The 19,584-nt window shown below is 73.6% G+C and carries 15 protein-coding genes; 6 read left to right on the top strand and 9 right to left on the bottom strand.

Going from position 1 to position 19,584, the window contains the following annotated elements; genetic code table 11:
• Window positions 1-27: 27 nt before the first annotated feature.
• The 7 genes from ABZ622_RS24220 to ABZ622_RS24190 all read right to left on the bottom strand — a co-directional run bounded on the left by ABZ622_RS24220 (window position 28) and on the right by ABZ622_RS24190 (window position 7,694).
• Window positions 28-903, bottom strand: a complete 876-nt coding sequence (locus ABZ622_RS24220; protein ID WP_360546409.1) for an alpha/beta fold hydrolase — start codon at window positions 901-903, stop codon at window positions 28-30.
• Window positions 904-1,043: 140 nt separating this feature from the next.
• Entirely contained in the window at window positions 1,044-2,135 is a 1,092-nt protein-coding gene (locus ABZ622_RS24215; protein ID WP_360546407.1) for a hypothetical protein, read from the bottom strand.
• A 247-nt stretch (window positions 2,136-2,382) separates the two neighbouring features.
• Window positions 2,383-2,880: a phospholipase gene (locus ABZ622_RS24210; RefSeq protein WP_360546405.1), complete on the bottom strand. Its 498-nt coding sequence runs from the start codon at window positions 2,878-2,880 to the stop codon at window positions 2,383-2,385.
• A gap of 218 nt (window positions 2,881-3,098) precedes the next feature.
• Entirely contained in the window at window positions 3,099-3,611 is a 513-nt protein-coding gene (locus tag ABZ622_RS24205) for a hypothetical protein (protein ID WP_360546403.1), read from the bottom strand.
• Window positions 3,612-3,713: 102 nt separating this feature from the next.
• Window positions 3,714-4,970 carry a VWA-like domain-containing protein gene (locus ABZ622_RS24200; RefSeq protein ID WP_360546401.1) on the bottom strand — a complete coding sequence of 419 codons (1,257 nt, stop codon included), beginning with the start codon at window positions 4,968-4,970 and terminating at the stop codon, window positions 3,714-3,716.
• Window positions 4,967-6,241, bottom strand: a complete 1,275-nt coding sequence (locus ABZ622_RS24195; RefSeq protein ID WP_360546399.1) for a MoxR family ATPase — start codon at window positions 6,239-6,241, stop codon at window positions 4,967-4,969. Before ABZ622_RS24195 ends, ABZ622_RS24200 begins: the two co-directional genes overlap by 4 nt.
• Window positions 6,242-6,293: 52 nt before the next feature.
• Window positions 6,294-7,694: a hypothetical protein gene (locus ABZ622_RS24190; RefSeq protein ID WP_360546397.1), complete on the bottom strand. Its 1,401-nt coding sequence runs from the start codon at window positions 7,692-7,694 to the stop codon at window positions 6,294-6,296.
• A 211-nt stretch (window positions 7,695-7,905) separates the two neighbouring features.
• Here ABZ622_RS24190 and ABZ622_RS24185 point away from each other — a divergent pair, with 211 nt between their 5' ends.
• Complete coding sequence (locus tag ABZ622_RS24185) at window positions 7,906-8,946, top strand: competence protein CoiA family protein (protein WP_360546395.1); 1,041 nt, start codon at window positions 7,906-7,908, stop codon at window positions 8,944-8,946.
• A gap of 178 nt (window positions 8,947-9,124) precedes the next feature.
• Here ABZ622_RS24185 and ABZ622_RS24180 read toward each other — a convergent pair whose 3' ends face one another.
• Window positions 9,125-10,165, bottom strand: coding sequence for a DUF3533 domain-containing protein (locus tag ABZ622_RS24180; protein WP_360546393.1), 1,041 nt, complete (start codon window positions 10,163-10,165; stop codon window positions 9,125-9,127).
• A 187-nt stretch (window positions 10,166-10,352) separates the two neighbouring features.
• On the opposite strand from ABZ622_RS24180, the gene ABZ622_RS24175 reads away from it, so the two are divergent.
• The 4 genes from ABZ622_RS24175 (at window position 10,353) to ABZ622_RS24160 (ending at window position 17,582) form a co-directional block, all read left to right on the top strand.
• A complete protein-coding gene (locus tag ABZ622_RS24175; RefSeq protein ID WP_360546391.1) occupies window positions 10,353-13,844 on the top strand; it encodes a DNA polymerase III subunit alpha in 3,492 nt (1,163 codons plus the stop codon).
• Entirely contained in the window at window positions 13,841-14,848 is a 1,008-nt protein-coding gene (locus ABZ622_RS24170; protein WP_360546389.1) for a hypothetical protein, read from the top strand. Before ABZ622_RS24175 ends, ABZ622_RS24170 begins: the two co-directional genes overlap by 4 nt.
• 182 nt (window positions 14,849-15,030) lie before the next feature.
• The gene (locus tag ABZ622_RS24165; RefSeq protein ID WP_360546387.1) at window positions 15,031-15,924 is read left to right on the top strand and encodes an alpha/beta fold hydrolase; all 894 of its coding nucleotides are present in this window, start codon (window positions 15,031-15,033) and stop codon (window positions 15,922-15,924) included.
• A 110-nt stretch (window positions 15,925-16,034) separates the two neighbouring features.
• The gene (locus ABZ622_RS24160; protein ID WP_360546385.1) at window positions 16,035-17,582 is read left to right on the top strand and encodes a trifunctional class I SAM-dependent methyltransferase/NUDIX hydrolase/VOC family protein; all 1,548 of its coding nucleotides are present in this window, start codon (window positions 16,035-16,037) and stop codon (window positions 17,580-17,582) included.
• A 15-nt stretch (window positions 17,583-17,597) separates the two neighbouring features.
• On the opposite strand, the gene ABZ622_RS24155 is transcribed toward ABZ622_RS24160, so the two are convergent.
• Window positions 17,598-18,026: a UTRA domain-containing protein gene (locus ABZ622_RS24155; RefSeq protein ID WP_360546383.1), complete on the bottom strand. Its 429-nt coding sequence runs from the start codon at window positions 18,024-18,026 to the stop codon at window positions 17,598-17,600.
• 6 nt (window positions 18,027-18,032) lie between these two features.
• Between ABZ622_RS24155 and ABZ622_RS24150 the strand changes: the two genes are divergently transcribed.
• Entirely contained in the window at window positions 18,033-19,574 is a 1,542-nt protein-coding gene (locus ABZ622_RS24150) for a glycoside hydrolase family 3 N-terminal domain-containing protein (protein ID WP_360546381.1), read from the top strand.
• Window positions 19,575-19,584 lie beyond the last annotated feature (10 nt).

Genomic DNA, 19,584 nt, shown 5'->3' with positions numbered 1-19,584 from the left:
ACGCTCCCGGACGGCCGGGGCCGCCCGCTATTCGGCGGGCGGGTCCAGCAGCCAGTTGAGGATCCTGGGCAGCGCGTGCAGCGCGTCGAAGTGCGCTGCCGCCGGTTCCACCACGACGGTGGAGTTCGGGATGCGTTCGGCCAGCCAGCGCGAGTGCCCCACCGGCGAGAACACGTCCTTCTCGCCGTGCCACAGCATCACCGGACCGGTGATGTCCGCCGGGTCGAAGCCCCACGGATTGCTGAAGGCGATTGCATCGTCGATCCAGCCCCAGGCCGAAGTGCGCAGCCCCTCACGGTAGTTGCGCAGCAGCATGGTGCGGACCCCGACGTCGTTGACCACCATCCGGTCGGAGTCGGTCAGCTCCTGGCGCAGATCGTCGATGAGCCGGACCGGGTTCTTCCGGATGACCGCGGACCGCGAGATGAACGACTCCGCGAGCCCGTCCGGATCGGCCGCCGCCGTGGAGTACGCCAGCACGTTGGAGGCGGCCATCCCCTCGAACCAGTCGAGCCCGTCGGCTCCCCAGGGGGCCAGCCCGACCAGCGCGGCGGTACGGGTCACCCGCTCGGGCATCAGCGCCGCGCAGGCCAGGGCGTGCGGCGCGCCACCGGACCGGCCCACCACGGCGAACCGTTCGAGCCCGAGGTGGTCCGCGATGGCCCGCACGTCCTGAACGGCATCGGCGACACAGCGCCCCGGCAGCCGGTCGGACTCGCCGTAGCCCGGCCGGTCGTAGGTGATCAGCTGGGTCTTGCGCTGGTACAGGACCATGCCGCGCGGAGCGGGACCGAGCCTGCTGCCGGGCATTCCGTGCAGCAGGAAGACCGGTCTGCCGCGGGGATCCCCGAGACGCTCAACCACCAGATGCCGCCCGTCCGCCGCGCGCACCTGACTACGCACTTGGCGCCTCCTTCGCAAGGTGCGGGCACCGCGTGCCCGTCTTTTCCCGCCCGATTCGATGATGGCTCATCAGAGCTCTTACCAGGTCCGGGAGTTGGAAACCCGCTGGAGGGCGGCGGATGGTGCGCCGGGTGTCCGGATCAGCCGTTGCGGGCGGTCGTGAGACCGCCGGCGGCGATCCGGTCCCCGGCGTCGTTCACCAGCCCACCACCGAGTTCACCGGCCCGTTTCAGCAGCTGCTCGAAGTCGGTGAGGCGGCGGAAGGCGTCGGCGTAGGCGCCCTGTTCGTCCAGCGGGAGCTGGAGCACCTGGAGCCGTCGGATGTCCACGCGGGAGGAGCTGGAGGCATGCGTTCCGGCCTGGCGTCCATTGGCCGGTGCGCGCAGGCATCCGGCGAGGAAGTGGGCGTCCAGCATCTCCGGGTCCACGCGCAGGGCGTACAGCTGCGGGCCCAGGGCGACGGGCGGGCCCTGGTGGACCCAGGCCCGGAACGCCCGTACGACACCGGCGACGATCACGTCCCCCTCCTCGGCCGCGGTGTGGGCGGCACCGGGTGCCAGCAGCCGGCCCGGGGCGCCCTCCATCAGCAGATCGGGGACGGTGAGCAGCGGAGTGCCGGAGGTGCCGGACAGGGGCGCGGTCTCCGCCGGCTGCTGCCCCGCGTGCAGGGTGAGGGCCCCGGCCTTGACGAGGTCTCCCACGGTGGCCGTGGTCCGGGGCTCCGACCCGGTGAGGCCGAGCTTCGACAGATGGGTGGCCGGACCGGCCAGTTCGCCCAGTGCCCCGGTCAGTTCCCGCCAGGAGGCGCTGAGCTCCACCCCGGACGGTTCGCCGCCCGACCCGGTGTAGCGGCCCGGGGTGACGTCGACCTCGTCGTCCAGCAGGTCGAGCAGCGAGACCCGTACCGCGTCCTCGGGCAGCTCCCGCTCCGGGCTGTCGAGCCGTGCGACGGCGGAGAGCACGGAGGCGGTCAGGGCCTCCCAGTCCGGCCCCTGCTCACGGGCGCCCGGCCGTCCGGCCCGGGTCGCGTCGATCAGCAGGGCGTCCTGGACCCCCGGCCCAGCGGCCGGACCCTCGGGGGCCGTCCGGAGCACCCACAGCTGCAGGGAGACGCTGTGCGGCTGTGCGCAGCCCGGCGGCAGCGCCACCACGGCCTTGGGCAGCCCGGTGCGGAGCAGGGAGCCCCGGATGCGGCGCCCGGCCTTGCGGGACGCGACGGCGGGCGGGAGCACGATCACGGCGCTGCCGCCGGGAGCACGATCACGGCGCTGCCGCCGGGTCTGAGATGGGCCGTCAGATGCTGGACCCAGGCCAGTTCCGGCTCGGTGCGGGGCGGCAGGCCGTGGGTCCAGCGCCGGTCGGTGGCCAGCTCCTCGTAAACCCCAGTCGTGGCCGCGTGCCGAGCTGACGGCTGCCCGGGAGCCGTCAGCTCGGCCTCGCCGGTGGGGCCGGCCTTGCCCGAGGGGCTGCCGGCGACGGTCAGGCGGTCCGGGCGAGCCCGTCGGAGTTCGCCTTCGCCGGTGCCACGCCGAAGATGTCCACGGCGTGGTAGTACGTCCACGCCGTGCTGTTGCACGCGGTGAGCTTCGCTCCGGAGTACGCGGCGCACACGCGCTTGAGGTCCTCGTAGAACGCGGAGTCGATGCGCGACTTGTTGGCGGAGAAGATGCCGGCGGCCTTGTGGTTGCGGTAGCCGAAGTCGTGGCGGGCGCAGGCGTTCTGGAAGGGGAAGCCGAACGGGTTGTCGGGCGAGCTGCTGCAGTAGTCGGTCGACCAGTCGAAGCCGTACGCGGCCCAGGCGCCCTGGTTGTTGCGGGCGGCGTTCCAGGCGTTGTAGCTGGAGAGGCTCGTCTGGGTCCAGGAGCTGAGGACCTGGGGCTTGTCCGCCGGGGCGGCCGAAGCGGACGCGGCGGGGAGCAGGACGAGGGGGAGCGACAGAGCGGCCGTGGCGAGCGGGACGATGAATCGGCGACGCATGAGCAACCTCCGTGGAATGGCAGGGAGTTGGGCTGGCCGTGCTCCTCGTGGTCTCACGAGATCGCTCAGCATGATGCCATGTACCTGCCATGTATAGAGGCTGTCCGGCGGATCGGGACGGACAGACCCGGCCGTCGTGGCGGCCGGACGCCGAGAATTCGGCCGGGTGACGGCCGGCGGTCACGGGAAGGCCGCCGCCCGTCCCTCCGGGCGCCGGGTCAGGGGGCCGTCGACTCCAGGTGGTAGGTCGTGTCGACCCAGAAGCCGTTGGTGGCCGCGGCCTTGATCTCCAGCACGTACTGGCCGGGGGTCAGCGGCGGGATGCCGCCCCAGACGCCCCACGCGTAGCGCTGCGTCGTTCCGGTCATGAACGGCGCGGTGAACTCCCGCAAGGACAGCGGCACGCTGTTGAGCGAGGCTGTGGCCTCCGTCGCCGTCATGCGCAGGGGCACCCTCGAATACGACCGGGGGTGCTGCATGTTGAGGACGGGGAAGAAGACCGGCCGGTCCGAGGGGATCGCGCAGCGCCGCACCACCCGCCCGCCGTAGGTGCCGGCCAGGAACCAGAGGTCGTCCGGCTGGTTCCAGGCGGCGTGCTCACCCGTCGTGTCCCTGACCGGGCTGCGGTCGTCGGGTGCGGAAATGGCCCACTGCCACCACCGGCCCGCGAGCTCCCCGCCCTCTTCGCTGCTCGGCTTCCACATGCGCTCCGCCGGTCCCGCCCCACTCATGACGACTCTCCAAGGTGCAACCCCGGGCCACGGGGCTCGATTCGAACAAGCGGACAGTACCCGGGGCGGGTGCCGGACCGGGACGAAGGGTTCGACAACGGTTCACGCGGAGCCCTGCCGCGTCCCGGCGGCCGCCCCGATGACCACCGTGCGCGCCCACTCGGGCGGGGTCCCCGGGACGTCGTACGGATCGTCCTCGTCCCGGACCCGCGGGAACAGCCCCACCACCGTCCGGCACGCCGGCTGCGTACTCGGCCAGGGGGTCTGGCCGTCGGTCAGGACCACGACGACATCGGGCCCCGGCCGCGTCCGCAGGGCCCCGGCGAAGCCGGTGCGCAGATCCGTACCCCCTCCGCCCACCAGCGGGATTCCCTCGGCACGGCACAGCGGGTGCGCGATCCTGGCCGCCGCGTCGCACGGGAGGACGGTGATCAGGTCGCGACGGCCGCCGACCGCGCGGGAGATCGCCGCGACCTCCAGGAGCGCGCTGCCCAGTTCGGTGTCGCTGACCGACCCGGACGTGTCGATGACCACGCAGACCCGGGGCGGCCTGCGCCGCAGGCTCGGCAGCACGGCGCCGGGCACACCGGCCGAGCGCCGCGACGGGCGGCCGTACGTGTAGTCCTCGCCCACGCCGGACCCGGAAGCGGCCGATCGGACCGCCGCACCCAGCAGCTCCCGCCACGGCTGCGGCGGGTGGAACGCCTCCTCGGCCCATCGCCGCCACCCCTTCGAGGCGTTCCCCGGACGGCCGGTGATGCCCTGCGCCACCCGGAACCTGACCGCGTCCCGTTCCTGCTCGCTCAGGCCGTACGCGCCGTCCGGCCCCAGGTCCCACTCCCGCTCCAGCCCGTCGGCGCCGCTGCCGCAGTCCAGCCAGGCCAGGTGCTCCGTATGCGGCCCGAGCCGGAACCGGGTCAGGTACTCCTCCATGAGCTGCCCCTCGGGAAGCCCCAGGGAGTCCGGACGGACGGCGCCCTCCGGCCGGGTCAGCCCCTCGCCGAACACGTCGTCGTTGATCTCGCAGTCGGCGGCGATGTTCATCCGCAGCCGCTCCGCGGGGCCCGTCAGCCCCCGCTGCCGCGCGACCCGGTTGCTGCGCCCGTGATGGTCGCGCAGCAGGTGCGAAACCTCGTGCACCCACACCCCGGCCAGCTCCTCCTGTGGGGTCCGGTGCACGAAGCCGGGCGAGACGTAGCACCGCCAGTGCCGGTCGACGGCCATCGTCGGCACCCGCCGCGACTCCACGACGCGCAGCGCGAACAGCGCCGTCGCCAGGTAGGGGCGGGCCCGGACGGCCTGCAGCCGGGCGGCGAAGAGCTTGTCGAGGTCCAGTGCCCCCGGCGCGTCGGGTGTCATCGGCCGGCCTTCGCCGCAGCGGCGGCCCGCTCCGCGGTCCGGGCCGCCGCCCGGTCCGCCCGTCGGGACAGGGACACCGCTCCGGCGAGCTGTTCGATCGATGCCGGAACGTCCCAGTCCGCCCGGCGCAGCGAGGCGAGCGTGGTCGCCGGGACGACCACCACGTCCGGGGCGCCGGTCTCCAACGCCCGGACCAGGAGCGCCCATGCCGCGTCCCAGCGGGGCTTCTCCGGACGGTTGCGGACCGCCGCCACCACGCCGTCGAGCACCGCCTGACGCAGATCCCCCCGCTCGGGCAGGACCGCGCCCGCCGGGTCGGCGAGCAGCGTCTCGGGGTCCGGCAGGTCCATCCGGTCCAGGCTCGCCAGCAGCTCCAGCCCCGGACCGTCTCCCACCGTGCCCCGCACCAGCAGGGAGAGCACGTCCCTGGAGGAGCCGGCCGCGGTCGCGAACGCGATCAGACAGAGAGTCATGTCCCAGCTCCGGGGCGACGGCCAGGGACCGCCCCGGCGGGTCTCGCCGCTGGGCAGCCGGTGCACGAGCGCCGGGCGGGCGGCGAGGAGTCCGCACACCGCGCGGCGGGCGAAGTCCACGGCCTCCGGCAGCCGTTCGGGGTCGAGCCGGGGCAGTGTCGCCCGGGGCCAGGTACCGCCGAGGCCGCGCACCACCACCTCGTGGTCATGGGCCCACTGGAGGTGCACGAACCGGTTGGCCAGCGGCGGGCTCAGCTCCCAGCCGTCGGCCGCCGAGGAACGCGGATTGGCCGCGGCCACGATCCGTACCCCGGGCGGCAGTCGCAGGGCGCCGATCCGCCGCTCCAGTACGAGACGGAGCAGGGCGGCCTGAACGGCCGGCGGCGCGGTGGACAGCTCGTCCAGGAACAGCAGTCCCCGGCCGGCCCGCACCAGCCGCACCGCCCAGTCCGGCGGTGCCATCGGGACGCCCTGCTCCGCCGGATCGTCCCCCACGATGGGCAGCCCCGAGAAGTCGGACGGCTCATGGACGCTGGCGATGACCGTGGTCAGCGGGAGATCCAGGGACACGGCGAGCTGGGTGAGCGCGGCGGTCTTGCCGATGCCGGGCTCGCCCCACAGGAGTACCGGCAGATCGGCGGCCACGGCCAGGGTCAGGGCCTCCAACTGGGTGTCGGGGCGGGGTTCGGTGGTGGTGTCGCGCAGCAGGGCCGTCAGCGCACCGGCGATGTCGAGCTGGGTGGCGGGGGCCCGTTCGACGGGGGCTTCGGGCATGACGAAAGGGGTGCGTACAGGCATGAATGATCACCTTTGGGGTTCGTGGTGAGGCGTACGGGGATGGGGTTCCGGGTCAGCGGAAGACGGCGTCGCGCGGGCGCGAGCGGCGGCGACGGGGCCGGCCGCGGGACGGGTGGAGGCGGTCGGGTCCTTCGGTCAGGCCCGCCCGGAACAGCCCGTACGTGATCCGCCGCCGCGCTGCCGCCTCCAGCTCGTCCCGCAACTCGCCGCTGCGCAGCAGCGCACCGGGGCCGAGCAGGCCCTCGACGACGGCCAGCGCACCGGTGATGTCGCCGTGGTCCAGGCGTTCGCGCACACCGGTGAGGCAGTCCGGACGCCGGTGTGCCTCGTCGATGGCCTGGAGGCAGGGGAGCGGAGTGCCGGTCAGCGCGACCAGCAGCTCCTCCCGGCGGATCTCGGCGGGGTCGTGGTCCAGTGGTGCCAGCACCCCGTCGACCGGACCGATCCGGTGCAGGGCTCCCCGGCATTCCACGAGGCGTGGCCGGCCCACCGGGTCCGCGGGCCGTGGCGGAGCGGCCGCCGGGTGATCCGGCAGCAGGGCCGCGAGGACCAGCGGGTGCAGCCGTCCGGCCTCGATCGCCCCGGTACGGAGCAGACCGAGGTCGGGCAGTACCCAGGTCGCCGCGTCGGGCAGCACCGGCAGCGCGGAGGCACTGCCGTCCGTGGTCGTGGTCGCGGCCGCGATCCGCAGGGCGGACGGCCCGGGGCCGTCCCCCTCCGGCACCAGGTCCAGCAGCAACCGCCGCCGGGCCCCGAACCGGACGGCGACGGTCCCGGCGGACCGCCCACCGGCCCGGAGCAGGACGCCCGCCTCGTCCGCCCACCGGCCGACGGCGCAGTGGTGCCCCGGAGGCACCGCCTCCAGCACGTCCGGCGGCACCGCGGGCAACGGCACGGACAGGTCGGCCCCGGACCGGACCCGCAGCTCGTCGGAGCTGCGCGCATCCCACAGATGGCGGTGCAGGTCGACGCGGAACCGAGGGTTCGGGCGATGGTGCGGATGGCGGCGGACCGTGGCGCCGGAGTCCGATCCGTCCCACAGCGCCAGCTCGATCCGCTGCCCGGCGTCCGCCCAGGCGGGCGGGGTCCGGACCACCAGGTGTACCGGACGCACGCCGTCGGGCCCCTCGGTGTCGTACCGGGCCAGAGTGATCGTCAGTCCCGGGCGCAGCAGCCCGCGAGGAGCGATCCGTGGCAGGTGCCAGCGCAGCAGGTCAGGAGCCAGATGGCGGAGATCGTCCCGGATCCGGGACGCGAGTTCCCGGCCATGGGTGCGTGCCACGGACCGCGGGCCGAGATCGGTATCGACACCCGCGGCGGCGCAAGCCCCCGCCCAGTCGCCGACATGACGGCGGGCGGTCGCGGTCTCGATCATGGAGGGCGGCACGGCGAACTCTCGCACGCGCGCCCAGAAGGAAAGGCGGGAATCCCTGTTCGCGTCCTGAGTGAGCATCAGCACTCACCTTGCGCGGACGGGGCCCCCAATCTGTTGACAGAGTGAGTTGTCATCGCGGGGCAGCGTAGCTCCCGCCATCTCGATCCGCCAGGTGTTTCCGTCCGGCGCCGATGCGTTCACCGAGGCTGCCTCTGCTGTGAACTAAGTGCATGCTTCAATGATTGCGTTGTGGGAGTGGGTTGTGTGAGGTGTCAGGGGTAGGGGTGTCATGGCTGGACCGGATCGCCGGCTGGTGCAGACCGCGGTCATCGGGAGCGCCGCGTCCGGCTTGGGCATCGTGCTGCCGCAGGGGGCCGACGAGCTCCGGCGGCTGCGGCGGCGGCATCCCGCGTACACGTACTGGTGCGGCACTCAGCTCGGCGGCTGTGGCGGCAAATTGGCCGACCGGCTCTACGCGGACAAGGTCTGCCACTTCGCCCATGCGCCGAACGCCTCGTGCCACCGCAGGGCCAACGGCACGGACAGCGCGGACCACCTCTTCGTCAAGCAGGACCTCGCCCGCTGGGCCCGTGGCGGCGGCATCGACGCGCGGGCCGTGCTGCGTGATCTGGGCTCGGGCCCGGGCGACGCCGTCGACTTCCGGGTCCGCGCCGGCCGGCAGCGGGTGCGCTTCCAGTTCCGGAAGCTGTCGCACCCCGAATGGAGTTCGGCGTGCGAGGAGCTGGAACGGGATGCGGCAAGCCTGGACTGGGTCTTCGGGCCGGGTTCCGCCCATCCGGAGACGGTGCGGGAGATGCGCGAGGCATTCGGTCATGTGCTTCGCTTCCGCTTCGAGACACAGGGCGTTGCGCGGCATGTCCGGATCAGGGCGGAGGAAGCCCGGCGCAGCACCGACTGGGTGCCGCTCGATGCCTGTGCGATGACGCCCGAGGGGCTGCGGGTGCCCGGAGCGCGGAGGCTGACGGGTACGAGCCGCCGCCCCGTCGCCGTGGAGCCGCCGCCGGTGCCTTCGCCGGCCGCCCCCGCTCCCCGGCCCGCCGCCGGGGCGGACCGCCGGTCCGGACGGCGCACCAGCCCGCTGGTGCGGAAGGTCCAGCGCCTGGTGGACGAGGTGAACGCGCTCGCGGCATCGGCGGACGCCGACGTACGGACGACGGCGGAGCGGCTGGACCGCGAGGCCGCCTCGTGGGTCGAGCGGTACGGGCGGCTGACGGGCCCGGACTTCTGGTCCGGCAAGGCCACGAAGACGGCGGCCCAGGGGGACGGGCTCGCCGGCAGGCTGGAGAAGCTGGCGCGGCGGCTGGAGTGAGGGGACCGGGCCCCTGGAGCTTCACCGACGAGCGGGGCGCACGCCGCCCGGCGCAACATCGAGGCGGGAGTCCTGGTCCGTGGCGGTCGGGCACCGCAGCGGGCGGCCGGGCACATGGTGGAGCTCCAGCGGCGGGGGGTGCTCCGGCGTCTTTGCCTGTGAGGGGCGGGGTGGACGGTCAGGGCAGGGGCGTCGAGCCGAACGGCGGCCGCTCGCCGGTGAGTTCCTCCGGTGTGCGGCGCGCGGCGACCAGGAGGGTGATGGTCGTGCCCACCACCGCCCACGCGGACAGCACCAGCAGGGGGCCGGTGACCGCGTTGCCCCTGAAGTAGGCGATCGAGCGGGCCACCCAGGTGCCCGCCCCGGGCGGCAGCGCGGGACCGATCGCCCGCCAGAAGTCCGGGAGCATCGGCAGCGGGTAGGCGCCGCCGGCGCTCGGATTGCCCGCGATCACCACGATCAGGACGGCCAGGCCGATGCCGACGATGCCGGTGAGGGCCTGGAGGGCGAGGGTGATCATGCCGACCGCGAAGACGGTCAGCGCGCCCAGGCCCGACAGGCCCCAGAAGCTTCCGGGCAGGGCGCCGAGGATCGGGCCGATGATGATTGCGCCGCCGATGCCGCCCACGATCGAGTACAGCGCCATGACGCCGGTCCGGATCACCGCGCGCTGACGGTTGGCGGGCTTGGCGCCCGCGCTGATCGCCAGGATCGAGGCGCAGAGGTAGCCGCCGACGCACCAGCCGACGACCAGGTAGAACGACGAGATCCCGTTGAAGTCCTGGTCGGAGGCCGGGGCCAGGTCCACGGCCCGTACGGTGCGTTGCTGGGTCCGGTCGACCTCCGTGACGATCTTGGTCAGGGCGGTGGCCATCGAGGTGCCGCCGCCGGAGGCGACCAGCAGGGTGTCGGCGGTGCCCTTGGGGTTGACGATCAGGGCGCCGTCGATCTCGCGGTCGAGGATCTGCTCGCGGGCCGTGGCCGCGTCGGCGACCGTGCGGGGGTCCAGCGGGCCGCCGGGGAGGTTCTTCAGCTCGGTGAGGAGCTGTGCGGAGATCTGCTGCGGCGCGACGACGCCGAAGGGTACGTCCGTCGGCTTCGGCTTGTGCAGCGCCCCGACGTAGGACGCGATGAACAGCAGCTGCAGCCCGAGCACACCGATGACGAGCAGTGCGGCCCGTGGAGTGACGGCGTTCTTCACCTCGTCAGCGAAAGTCATGCCCCCACGCTCCGGGGTGCCGGTTGTTCGTGCAGGCGGGGCAGGGCCGAATGGCTGACCGGGCCCCTCGCGGGCCGCCGGTCCGGGGGCTGGAGGTTCCACGTCTCGGCTATCGCACGAATGTTCGAAACTTGGTCTATGGTGGAGGCAAGGGGGTGGTGAGTACGGATCGGTCCAGGAGGTGCAGATGCCCGGGTTCACGCATCTGCATACCGTTTCCGGGTTCTCCCTGCGGTACGGGGCCTCGCACCCGGAGCGGCTGGCGGAGCGCGCCGCCGAGCGGGGAATGGACGCGCTGGCGCTGACCGACCGGGACACCCTCGCGGGTGCGGTCCGCTTCGCCAAGGCCTGCGCGGAAGCCGGGATACGGCCGCTCTTCGGGGTGGAGCTCGCGGTGGGACCCGCGACGGCGGAGCATACGAGAACCGGCGGACCCGCGCAGCGGCCGCGGACCCCGGTCCGCGGCGGCGCCTTCATCGACGAATCCGCCCCCCGGGTCACCTTCCTCGCCCGGGACGGCGCCCGGGGCTGGGCGGAGCTGTGCCGTCTCGTCACCGCCGCCCACGCCCCCGCGCCCGGCGGTGCGGGACGGCCCCTGGCCGGCCGGGCCGACCTGCCCGCCCAAGGGCTCACCGTGCTGCTCGGCCCCGCCTCCGACGTCGGCAGGGCGCTGGCCGCCGGCCGCCCTGACCGGGCCGCGGCGCTGCTCGCCGGCTGGCGGGAGATCTACGGCGACGACCTGCGCCTGGAAGCCGTCCACCACGGGCGTGAGGGCACCGGGCCCGGCTCGCTGCGGCTCGCCGCCCGTACCGTCGGCCTCGCCGCCGAGCAGGGGGTGCGGGCCGTGCTGACCAACGCCGTGCGGTACGCCGACGCCGGGCAGGGCCCGGTCGCCGATGTGCTGGACGCGGCCCGTCGGCTGGTCCCCGTCGACCCCCGCCGGGCCCCGCTCGACAGCGGGGAGCGCTGGCTGAAGGACGCCCGCGCGATGGCGGAGACCGCCGGGCGGATCGCCTCCGCCGCCGGTCTGGGCGAGGACGCCGGGGCGCGGCTGCTCGCGGAGACCCGGCGCACCGCCGACGCCTGCGTCGTCGACCCCGAGCGCGACCTCGGTCTCGGCTCGGTCCACTTCCCCGAACCGGAACTCGTCGGCGCCGGGCGGCGCACCGCCCAGCGGGTGCTGGCCTCCCGGGCCGCCGCCGGCATGGTGCTGCGCGGCTACGACCGCAGGCGCGACTACTGGGAGCGGATGCACCACGAGCTGGACATCATCGCGTACCACGGCTTCGCCTCCTACTTCCTGACGGTCGCCCAAGTGGTGGACGACGTACGGGAGATGAAGGTGCGGGTGGCCGCCCGGGGCTCCGGCGCGGGATCCCTGGTCAACCACCTCCTCGGGATCGCGCACGCCGATCCGGTCGAGCACGGGCTGCTGATGGAGCGTTTCCTCTCCAGGCGCCGCTTCGTGCTGCCGGACATCGACATCGACGTGGAGTCCGCCCGCAGGCTCGACGTCTACCGCGCGATCATCGAACGCTTCGGCACCGAGCGGGTCGCGACCGTCGCCATGCCGGAGACCTACCGGGTGCGTCACGCCATCCGGGACGTGGGCGCCGCGCTCTCCATGGACCCGGCCGAGACCGACCGGCTCGCCAAGGCCTTCCCGCACATCCGGGCCCGCGACGCCCGCGCGGCCATGGAAGAACTGCCCGAACTGCGCGAGGTGGCACGGGAGAAGGACCGGTACGGACGGCTCTGGGAACTGGTGGAGGCGCTGGACGCACTGCCGCGCGGCATCGCCATGCACCCGTGCGGGGTACTCCTGTCGGATGCCACGCTGCTGCGCCGGGTGCCCACCGTTCCCACCAGTGGCGACGGTTTCCCGATGGTGCAGTTCGACAAGGAGGACGTGGAGGACCTGGGGCTGCTCAAGCTCGATGTGCTGGGTGTACGGATGCAGTCGGCGATGGCGCACGCGGTCACGGAGATCGGACGGGCCTCGGGGCAGACCGTGGACCTGGACGCCGTGGAGCCGGACGACCCGGAGACGTACCGGATGATCAGGAGCGCCGAGACGCTGGGCTGCTTCCAGATCGAGTCGCCGGGCCAGCGCGACCTGGTCGGCAGGCTCCAGCCGGCCGGCTTCCACGATCTGGTGGTCGACATCTCGCTGTTCCGCCCCGGACCGGTCGCCGCCGACATGGTGCGGCCGTTCATCGAGGCCCGGCACGGCCGGGCCCCCGTGCGCTACCCGCACCCCGATCTGGAAGGGCCGCTGCGCGAGACGTACGGGGTGGTCGTCTTCCATGAGCAGATCATCGAGATGGTCGACATCATGACCGGCTGCGGCCGGGACGAGGCCGACCGGGTGCGGCGAGGGCTCTCCGACCCAGAATCGCAGGACCGGATCAGGACGTGGTTCGCGCTGCGGGCCGCGGAGAAGGGGTACGACGCCGAAGTGACCGCCCGCACCTGGGAGATCATCGAGGCGTTCGGCAGTTACGGCTTCTGCAAGGCGCACGCGGTCGCCTTCGCCGTACCGACGTACCAGTCGGCCTGGCTCAAGGCGCACCACCCGGCGGCCTTCTACGCCGGGCTGCTCACCCACGACCCCGGGATGTACCCGAAGCGGCTGCTGCTCGCGGACGCGCGGCGGCGCGGGGTGCCGGTGCTGGGACTGGACGTGAACCGGTCGGCGGCCACCCATCGAATCGAACTGGTGTCTGATGTTGGGGGAGGGGAGGGCGTCTGGGGGGTGCGGCTCGCGCTCTCGGACGTCCACGGCATCGGTGCGGCCGAGGTCGCCCGGATCGAGGCCGGACAGCCCTACACCTCGCTGCTCGACTTCTGGCAGCGCGCCAGGCCGGGCAGGCCGGCCGCCGAACGGCTGGCCCGGGTGGGCGCGTTGGACGCGTTCGGCGCCAACCGGCGCGATCTGCTGCTGCACCTGTCCGAACTGCACCGCGCCCAGCGGGGCGCGGGCCCCGGCGGCGGACCGGGCGCGCAGCTGCCGCTCGGCGGCGGACACCGGACCGGCTCCATCGGCCTGCCCGACCTGGACGACGCGGAACGCCTCAGCGCCGAGCTGGGTGTCCTGAGCATGGATGTCTCCCGCCACCTGATGGACGATCACCACGCCTTCCTGAAGGAGCTCGGCACGGTCTCGGCCAAGCGGCTGCGCGAGGCACGGCACGGGGACACCGTGCTGGTCGCGGGCGCCAAGGCGGCGACCCAGACCCCGCCGGTCCGCTCCGGCCGCCGGGTGGTCTTCACCACCCTGGACGACGGCACGGGCCTGGTCGACCTGGCCTTCTTCGACGACAGCCACGCCGCCTGCGCGCACACCGTCTTCCACTCCTGGCTGCTGCTGGTGCGCGGAGTGGTGCAGCGACGCGGCCCGCGGAGCCTGAGCGTGGTCGGCGCGGCGGCCTGGAACCTGGCGGAGCTGGCCGAGCTGCGGCGCACCGGCGGACTCGACGCGGTCGCGGACCGGCTGGCGGAGGAACCCCCGGCCGGTGGGGCCGGTGGGGCCCGCGGGGCCGATCCCGCCGGCAACGGCCGTCGCATCCAGCTGCCCACCGGATACGAGATGAACCCCTGGTCCGACCTCCAGCCGCCCGGCGAAGGCGTCGCCACCGGCAGGAAGCTGTGGCACCAGAGCCCGGGGAGCGCGGGATGAGCACCGCACCCGAGGTGCCGGGCATCCTGTACCTGCGGTTCAGCAAGGTCGGCGGCGGCCTCCCGGACAGCGCGGGTCACGAGGGGCTGCTCGCCCTGCTCGGCGCGCTCACCCCGGTGGTCGAGGCGGTCCCGCCCGACGGGGCGCTCGCCGATGTGCGCGGCGCGCTGCGCTACTTCGGGCTGGACGTGCGGGGGCTGGCCTCGGTGATCCGGATCCGCGCGCTCGCCCTGCACGGCATGGACTGCGCCGTCGGGGCGGCGGAGAACCCGATGCTGGCCCGGATGGCGGCCCGGCGGGCCGTGCCCGGGACGACCTTCGTGGTGCCCGGGGGCGGGGCGGCGGAGTTCCTCGCGGACCGGCCGGCCGCGGCGCTGGACGGCGTCGGCGCGGCGACGGCCCGCACCCTGTGCGCCTACGGACTCGACTCCGTCGGCCGGATCGCGGCGGCCCCGCTCGGCACCCTCCAGCGGATCACCGGCGTCCGGACCGGGCGCGAACTGTGGGAGCGGGCCCGCGGCATCGACCGCACGGCGGTCCTGCCCGGCGCCGCGGCCCGGTCGATCGCCGCCGAACGGTCCTTCCCCCGCGACGAGCTGGACCGGGAGCGGCAGCGCCGCGCGCTCATGTCGCTCACCGAGGAGCTGGGGGCCAGGATGCGCGGGGACGGGCAGGTCTGCCGCGGCCTCGCGGTCAGCGTGCGCTACGCCGACCGGACCGGATACTCGACACTGACCCGCAGCCGTACGCTCCGGGAACCCACCGCCCACTCCGCGGCGCTCACCGCGCTCGCGTACCGGATCCATGACTCGTTCGCCCTGCAACGGGCCCGGGTGCGGGGGATCGGGCTGCGCGCGGAGGGGCTGATGGAGGGTGAGCGGGCCGCGCACCAGCTGTCGTTCGACCCGGTGGACGAGCGGGCGCGCCGGATCGAGGCGGTGGCGGACCGGCTGCGGGACAGGTTCGGCCCGCGGGCAGTGATGCCGGGGCGGCTCGCGGCCTGATCACCCCTTCGGGTTCGCCCGATCGACGGATCATCACTTTTTACCGACGCGTAACTTCCCAGGTCACCTTACTCACGCGTAATTTGGCCCGGGAACACGGATGAATCAGCAGTCAGAACTGTGGTCCGGGCCGCAGGGTGTACAGACATCGCAACTCCCTTGAGCCGCAAGGAGACCACACGATGCTGCCCTGGACACGTGCGTCGCGCACCCCACGCGCGCGGAGAACCCTCGCCGCACTGCTCCTCGCCGTCGCCGCAGCCGCCACCCCCACGGCCGCTGCCGCTGCAGCCGCCCCCACTGCCGCGACAGCCACCTCCCGTGGCTGGAACGACTACTCCTGCAAGCCCTCCGCAGCCCATCCCCGCCCCGTCGTCCTGGTCCACGGCACCTTCGGGAACTCGATCGACAACTGGCTGGTCCTCGCCCCCTATCTGGTCGACCGGGGCTACTGCGTCTACTCGCTCGACTACGGGCAGCTGCCCGGTGTGCCGCTCTTCAACGGACTCGGCCCGGTCGACAAGTCCGCCGGACAGCTCTCCGCGTTCGTCGACAAGGTGCTCGCCGCAACCGGCGCCGCCAAGGCCGACGTCGTGGGCCACTCGCAGGGCGGCATGATGCCGAACTACTACCTGAAGTTCCTCGGCGGGGCCGCCAAGGTGAACGCCATGATCGGGCTCGCGCCCGACAACCACGGCACCACCCTGCTCGGCCTGACGAAACTGCTGCCATACTTCCCGGGGGCCGAGGACCTGCTGAACGCCAACACCCCCGGTCTCGCCGACCAGGTGGCGGGCTCCCCGTTCATCACCAAGCTCAACTCGCTCCCCGACACCGTGCCCGGAGTGCACTACACCGTCATCGCGACCAGGTACGACGAGGTCGTGACCCCGTACCGCACACAGTTCCTGGACGGGCCGGACGTACGCAACGTCCTGCTTCAGAACCTGTGCCCGGTCGACTTCTCCGAGCACGTGGCGATCGGCACCGTCGACCGGGTCGCCTACCACGAGGTGGCGAACGCCCTGGACCCGGCGCACGCCACTCCCACCACCTGCGCCTCGGCCGTCGGATAGCACGGACGCGCAGGAAGCCGCGGCACGAGGGGTCCGGGGCGTCCCCGCCGACGGATCCTTCGTACCGCGGCCGGCGGCGGTCCGCTTCCAGCGCCTGGCACGATCTATCCATGACGACGATCGACTGGGACTCCGCCGCCGACTCCTTCGACGAGGAACCCGACCACGGGCTGCTCGACCCGGTGGTCCGGCACGCCTGGGCGCAGCGGCTGGAGAGCTGGCTGCCCGGCGAGCGCTCCGAGGTGCTCGACCTGGGGTGCGGCACCGGGAGCCTGGCCCTCCTCGTCGCCGGGCAGGGCCACCGGGTCACCGCCGTCGACCGCTCCCCGCGCATGGTGGAGCAGGCCCGGGCCAAGCTCGCCGGGACGGGCACCGCGGTCCTGCTCGGGGACGCGGCCCGACCGCCGGTCGGCAACCAGCAGTTCGACGTGGTCATGGTCAGACATGTGGTGTGGCTGCTGCCCGACCCGGCGGCGGCCCTGCGCCACTGGTTCACCCTGCTGCGGCCCGGCGGCCGGCTGATCCTGGTCGAAGGCGTCTGGGGCGGCGTCGGACTCTCCGCCGGGCAGCTGACCGGACTGCTCTCGGAACTCACCGAGCGAATCCACCACGAGCGGCTATCCGACGACCCGGACCTGTGGGGCAAGCGGGTCGACGACGAGCGCTACGCCCTGGTGGCCCGCGCCGAGCCGCCGTACCGGCACACCGAGGTCGTCGACGTCCATCTGATCCTCCGCCGGGGCCCCGATGTCCTGCTCGCCCGCCGGGCCGGCACGGGTTACGCGGACGGGCTGTTCAACGGCCCGTCCGGACACGTCGAGGACGGCGAGGACGTCCGCGAGGCGATGATCCGTGAGGCGGCCGAGGAGATCGGCGTCGAACTCGGGCCGGACGAGCTGCGGGTCGCCCTGGTCATGCAGCACCGCGGCCCCGGCGGCAGCCCCAGGACCGGCTGGTTCTTCGAGGCGGAGTACGACCCGGACCGTCCGCCGTACAACCGCGAACCGGACAAGTGCTCCGAGCTGGCCTGGTTCCCGCTGGACGCCCTCCCGGACGATGTCGTCGCCTACTGCCGGGCGGGTATCGAGGGCTACCGGGCGGGCGAGCACTTCCTGATCCACTGGCACGAGGACGGCGACACCGTGGCGTACGAGCCGGACGGCGTCCGCCGCGCCGTCCCGCTGCCCGCCGCCCGGTCCGGTACCGGCGAGGTGCACCACATCGAGCTGTGGGTGCCCGATCTGGCGGTGGCCGAGCAGGGGTGGGGCTGGCTCCTCGGCGAGCTGGGCCATGTCCCGTACCAGCGCTGGGAACACGGGCGGAGCTGGCGGCGCGGCGACAGCTATGTCGTGGTCGAGCAGTCGCCCGATCTGGCCCCGGGCCCGCACGACCGGCACCGCCCCGGGCTCAACCACCTCGCGTTCCACGTCCGCGACCGGGCCGCCCTCGACGCACTGGTGGCAAGGGCCCCGGAGCACGGCTGGCGGCCGCTCTTCGCGGACCGCTACCCGTACGCGGGCGGCGAGGGGCACATCGCCGCCTACCTGGAGGACGCCGCGGGGTACGAGGTGGAGCTGGTCGCCGGAGTCCACCAGCCGCGCCCGGCCCCTCAGGAACCGGCGCCGTACACCGATGTGTGGGCGCGGCACCGGGACTAGGGCCTCTCGTTCGGATCAGGCCGGGCTCGTGGGGGTCCGCGGCAGGGGCGGGCCGGGGTCGCGGAAGTTCAGTACGAAGCGGGCGCGTTCTCCCTGGATGCGCCGGCGGACGTAGAGCACCGGCTCGCCGTCGGGGGTGCAGCTGACGCCCTCGCGGACCAGCAGGGGGCTCCCGGCCGGTACGCCCAGGATGTCGGCGTCACCGATGTCGGCCCCGATGGCGCTGAAGGCGCGCCAGTCGTACTCCAGGGTGATGCCCGCGCTGTCGGCCAGGGTGCGGACCAGGTTCTCCACCGGTCCGGGTGCCGCGAGTTCCCGGGGCAGCAGGGCGGACGGCACCCAATAGGTGCTGATGCCCCAGGACTCCGGGCCGATGGAGAACACGCTCTCCACCCGGGAGAGGTCGGCGACGGGCCTGCCCAGAGCGAACGGCACATCAACCACTTCGCGATGATGCAGGTGCCCTCCCCGGGGGAGATGGCCCGCTGGAACAACCACGTCCAGGACCTCGCCGCGGCCACCCGCCTCGGGATACCGGTCACCCTCTCCTCCGACCCCCGGCACGGCGTCGTGCCCAACCCCGCCACCGCCCACACCGGCGGCGGGTTCAGTCCGGGCCCCGAGCCGGTCGGGCTCGCCGCGACCGACGACCCCGCCCTGGTCGAGGAGTTCGCCCGCGCCGTCGCCGGCGAACTGCGGGCCGTCGGGATCCGGCTGGCCCTGCACCCGATGGCGGACCTGGCCACCGAACCGCGCTGGGCCCGGATCAGCGGCACCTTCGGCGAGGACGCGGACCGCGCCGGACGGATGCTGGCCGCCTATGTCCGGGGCATGCAGGGCGACTCCCTCGCCTCCGGCGTCGCCTGCATGACCAAGCACTTCCCCGGGCACGGCCCCCAGGCGGACGGCGAGGACTCGCACTTCGCCCGCGGCAAGTGGCAGGCGTTCTCCGGCAACAACCTCGAACAGCACCTGAAGCCCTTCGAGGCGGCCCTGTCGGCCGGCACCGCACAGATGATGACCTGCTACTCGATCCCCGGCGGCAGCGGACTGCCGGAGGTCGGCGCGAGCTTCAGCCGGGAGGCGATCACCGGGCTGCTGCGCGAACGCCTCGGCTTCGACGGCGTGGTGTGCAGCGACTTCAACGTGCTCACCGGCCTGGACCTCCCGGGGCTGGGGGAACTGCCCCCGCGCAACTGGGGCGTGGAACACCTCTCCCTCGCTGAACAGCTGCTGAAGCTGCTGGACGCCGGGGTCGACCAGCTCGGCGGCGAGACCAGGACCGACCTGCTGATCGATGCCGCCCAGGACGGATCGGTGACCGAGTACCGCATCGACGCCTCCGCCCGCCGCATCCTGCGGGACAAGTTCCGGCTCGGTCTCTTCGAGGACCCCTACGTGGACCCGGGGGCCGCCGAGACGCTCGTCGGCAGCCCCGCGACCCGCGAGCTGGGCCGGCGGGCGCAGCGCCGCTCGCTGGTCCGGCTCACCCCCCGCCGCGGCCCGCTGAACCGGATTCCGGCCTCGCCCGCCGTGTACGTGGAGAACGTGGACCCGGCCGTGGCGGCCCGCTACGGCCGGGTCGTCGACCGCCCGGAGGAGGCCGACCTGGCCGTCGTACGGCTCCAGGCCCCCTACGAGCAGCGGGAGTCGCCGCTGGAGCGGCACTTCCACTCCGGCTCCCTGGAATTCCCGCCCGAGGAACTCCGGCGGCTGGAGGCACTGTGCGCCACGGTGCCCACCGCCGTCGACGTCTTCCTCGACCGCCCCGCCGTCCTCACCGGACTCTCCTCCGCCGCCGCCCTGCTGACCGGCAGCTTCGGGGCGTACGACGATCTGGTGCTGGACGTCGTGTTCGGGCGCTGCGACGCGGAGGGGGTGCTGCCCTTCGATCTGCCGTCCTCGATGGAGGAGGTCGAGGCATCCTTCGGGGACGTCCCGTTCAGCATGCCGAACCCGCTGTTCCGCTGCGGCCGTCGGGCCGGCGGCTGACCGGGGCGGT

It is taken from the genome of Streptomyces sp. NPDC007164 (assembly GCF_040634135.1).
In the GTDB taxonomy this organism is placed as follows: Bacteria; Actinomycetota; Actinomycetes; order Streptomycetales; family Streptomycetaceae; genus Streptomyces; species Streptomyces sanglieri.
The sequence above is the reverse complement of the archived record's forward strand: the minus strand, read 5'-3'. Positions and strand labels throughout refer to the sequence as shown.

What these genes read in the sequence shown, in the direction of transcription:
- ABZ622_RS24195 (WP_360546399.1), bottom strand. Translation starts at nt 6,241, where the DNA reads ATGCCTGTACGCACCCCTTTCGTCATGCCCGAAGCCCCCGTCGAACGG.
- ABZ622_RS24160 (WP_360546385.1), top strand. Translation starts at nt 16,035, where the DNA reads ATGACGACGATCGACTGGGACTCCGCCGCCGACTCCTTCGACGAGGAA.
- ABZ622_RS24175 (WP_360546391.1), top strand. Translation starts at nt 10,353, where the DNA reads ATGCCCGGGTTCACGCATCTGCATACCGTTTCCGGGTTCTCCCTGCGG.
- ABZ622_RS24200 (WP_360546401.1), bottom strand. Translation starts at nt 4,970, where the DNA reads ATGACACCCGACGCGCCGGGGGCACTGGACCTCGACAAGCTCTTCGCC.
- ABZ622_RS24150 (WP_360546381.1), top strand. Translation starts at nt 18,033, where the DNA reads ATGATGCAGGTGCCCTCCCCGGGGGAGATGGCCCGCTGGAACAACCAC.
- ABZ622_RS24205 (WP_360546403.1), bottom strand. Translation starts at nt 3,611, where the DNA reads ATGAGTGGGGCGGGACCGGCGGAGCGCATGTGGAAGCCGAGCAGCGAA.
- ABZ622_RS24180 (WP_360546393.1), bottom strand. Translation starts at nt 10,165, where the DNA reads ATGACTTTCGCTGACGAGGTGAAGAACGCCGTCACTCCACGGGCCGCA.
- ABZ622_RS24170 (WP_360546389.1), top strand. Translation starts at nt 13,841, where the DNA reads ATGAGCACCGCACCCGAGGTGCCGGGCATCCTGTACCTGCGGTTCAGC.
- ABZ622_RS24190 (WP_360546397.1), bottom strand. Translation starts at nt 7,694, where the DNA reads ATGCTCACTCAGGACGCGAACAGGGATTCCCGCCTTTCCTTCTGGGCG.
- ABZ622_RS24165 (WP_360546387.1), top strand. Translation starts at nt 15,031, where the DNA reads ATGCTGCCCTGGACACGTGCGTCGCGCACCCCACGCGCGCGGAGAACC.
- ABZ622_RS24210 (WP_360546405.1), bottom strand. Translation starts at nt 2,880, where the DNA reads ATGCGTCGCCGATTCATCGTCCCGCTCGCCACGGCCGCTCTGTCGCTC.
- ABZ622_RS24185 (WP_360546395.1), top strand. Translation starts at nt 7,906, where the DNA reads ATGGCTGGACCGGATCGCCGGCTGGTGCAGACCGCGGTCATCGGGAGC.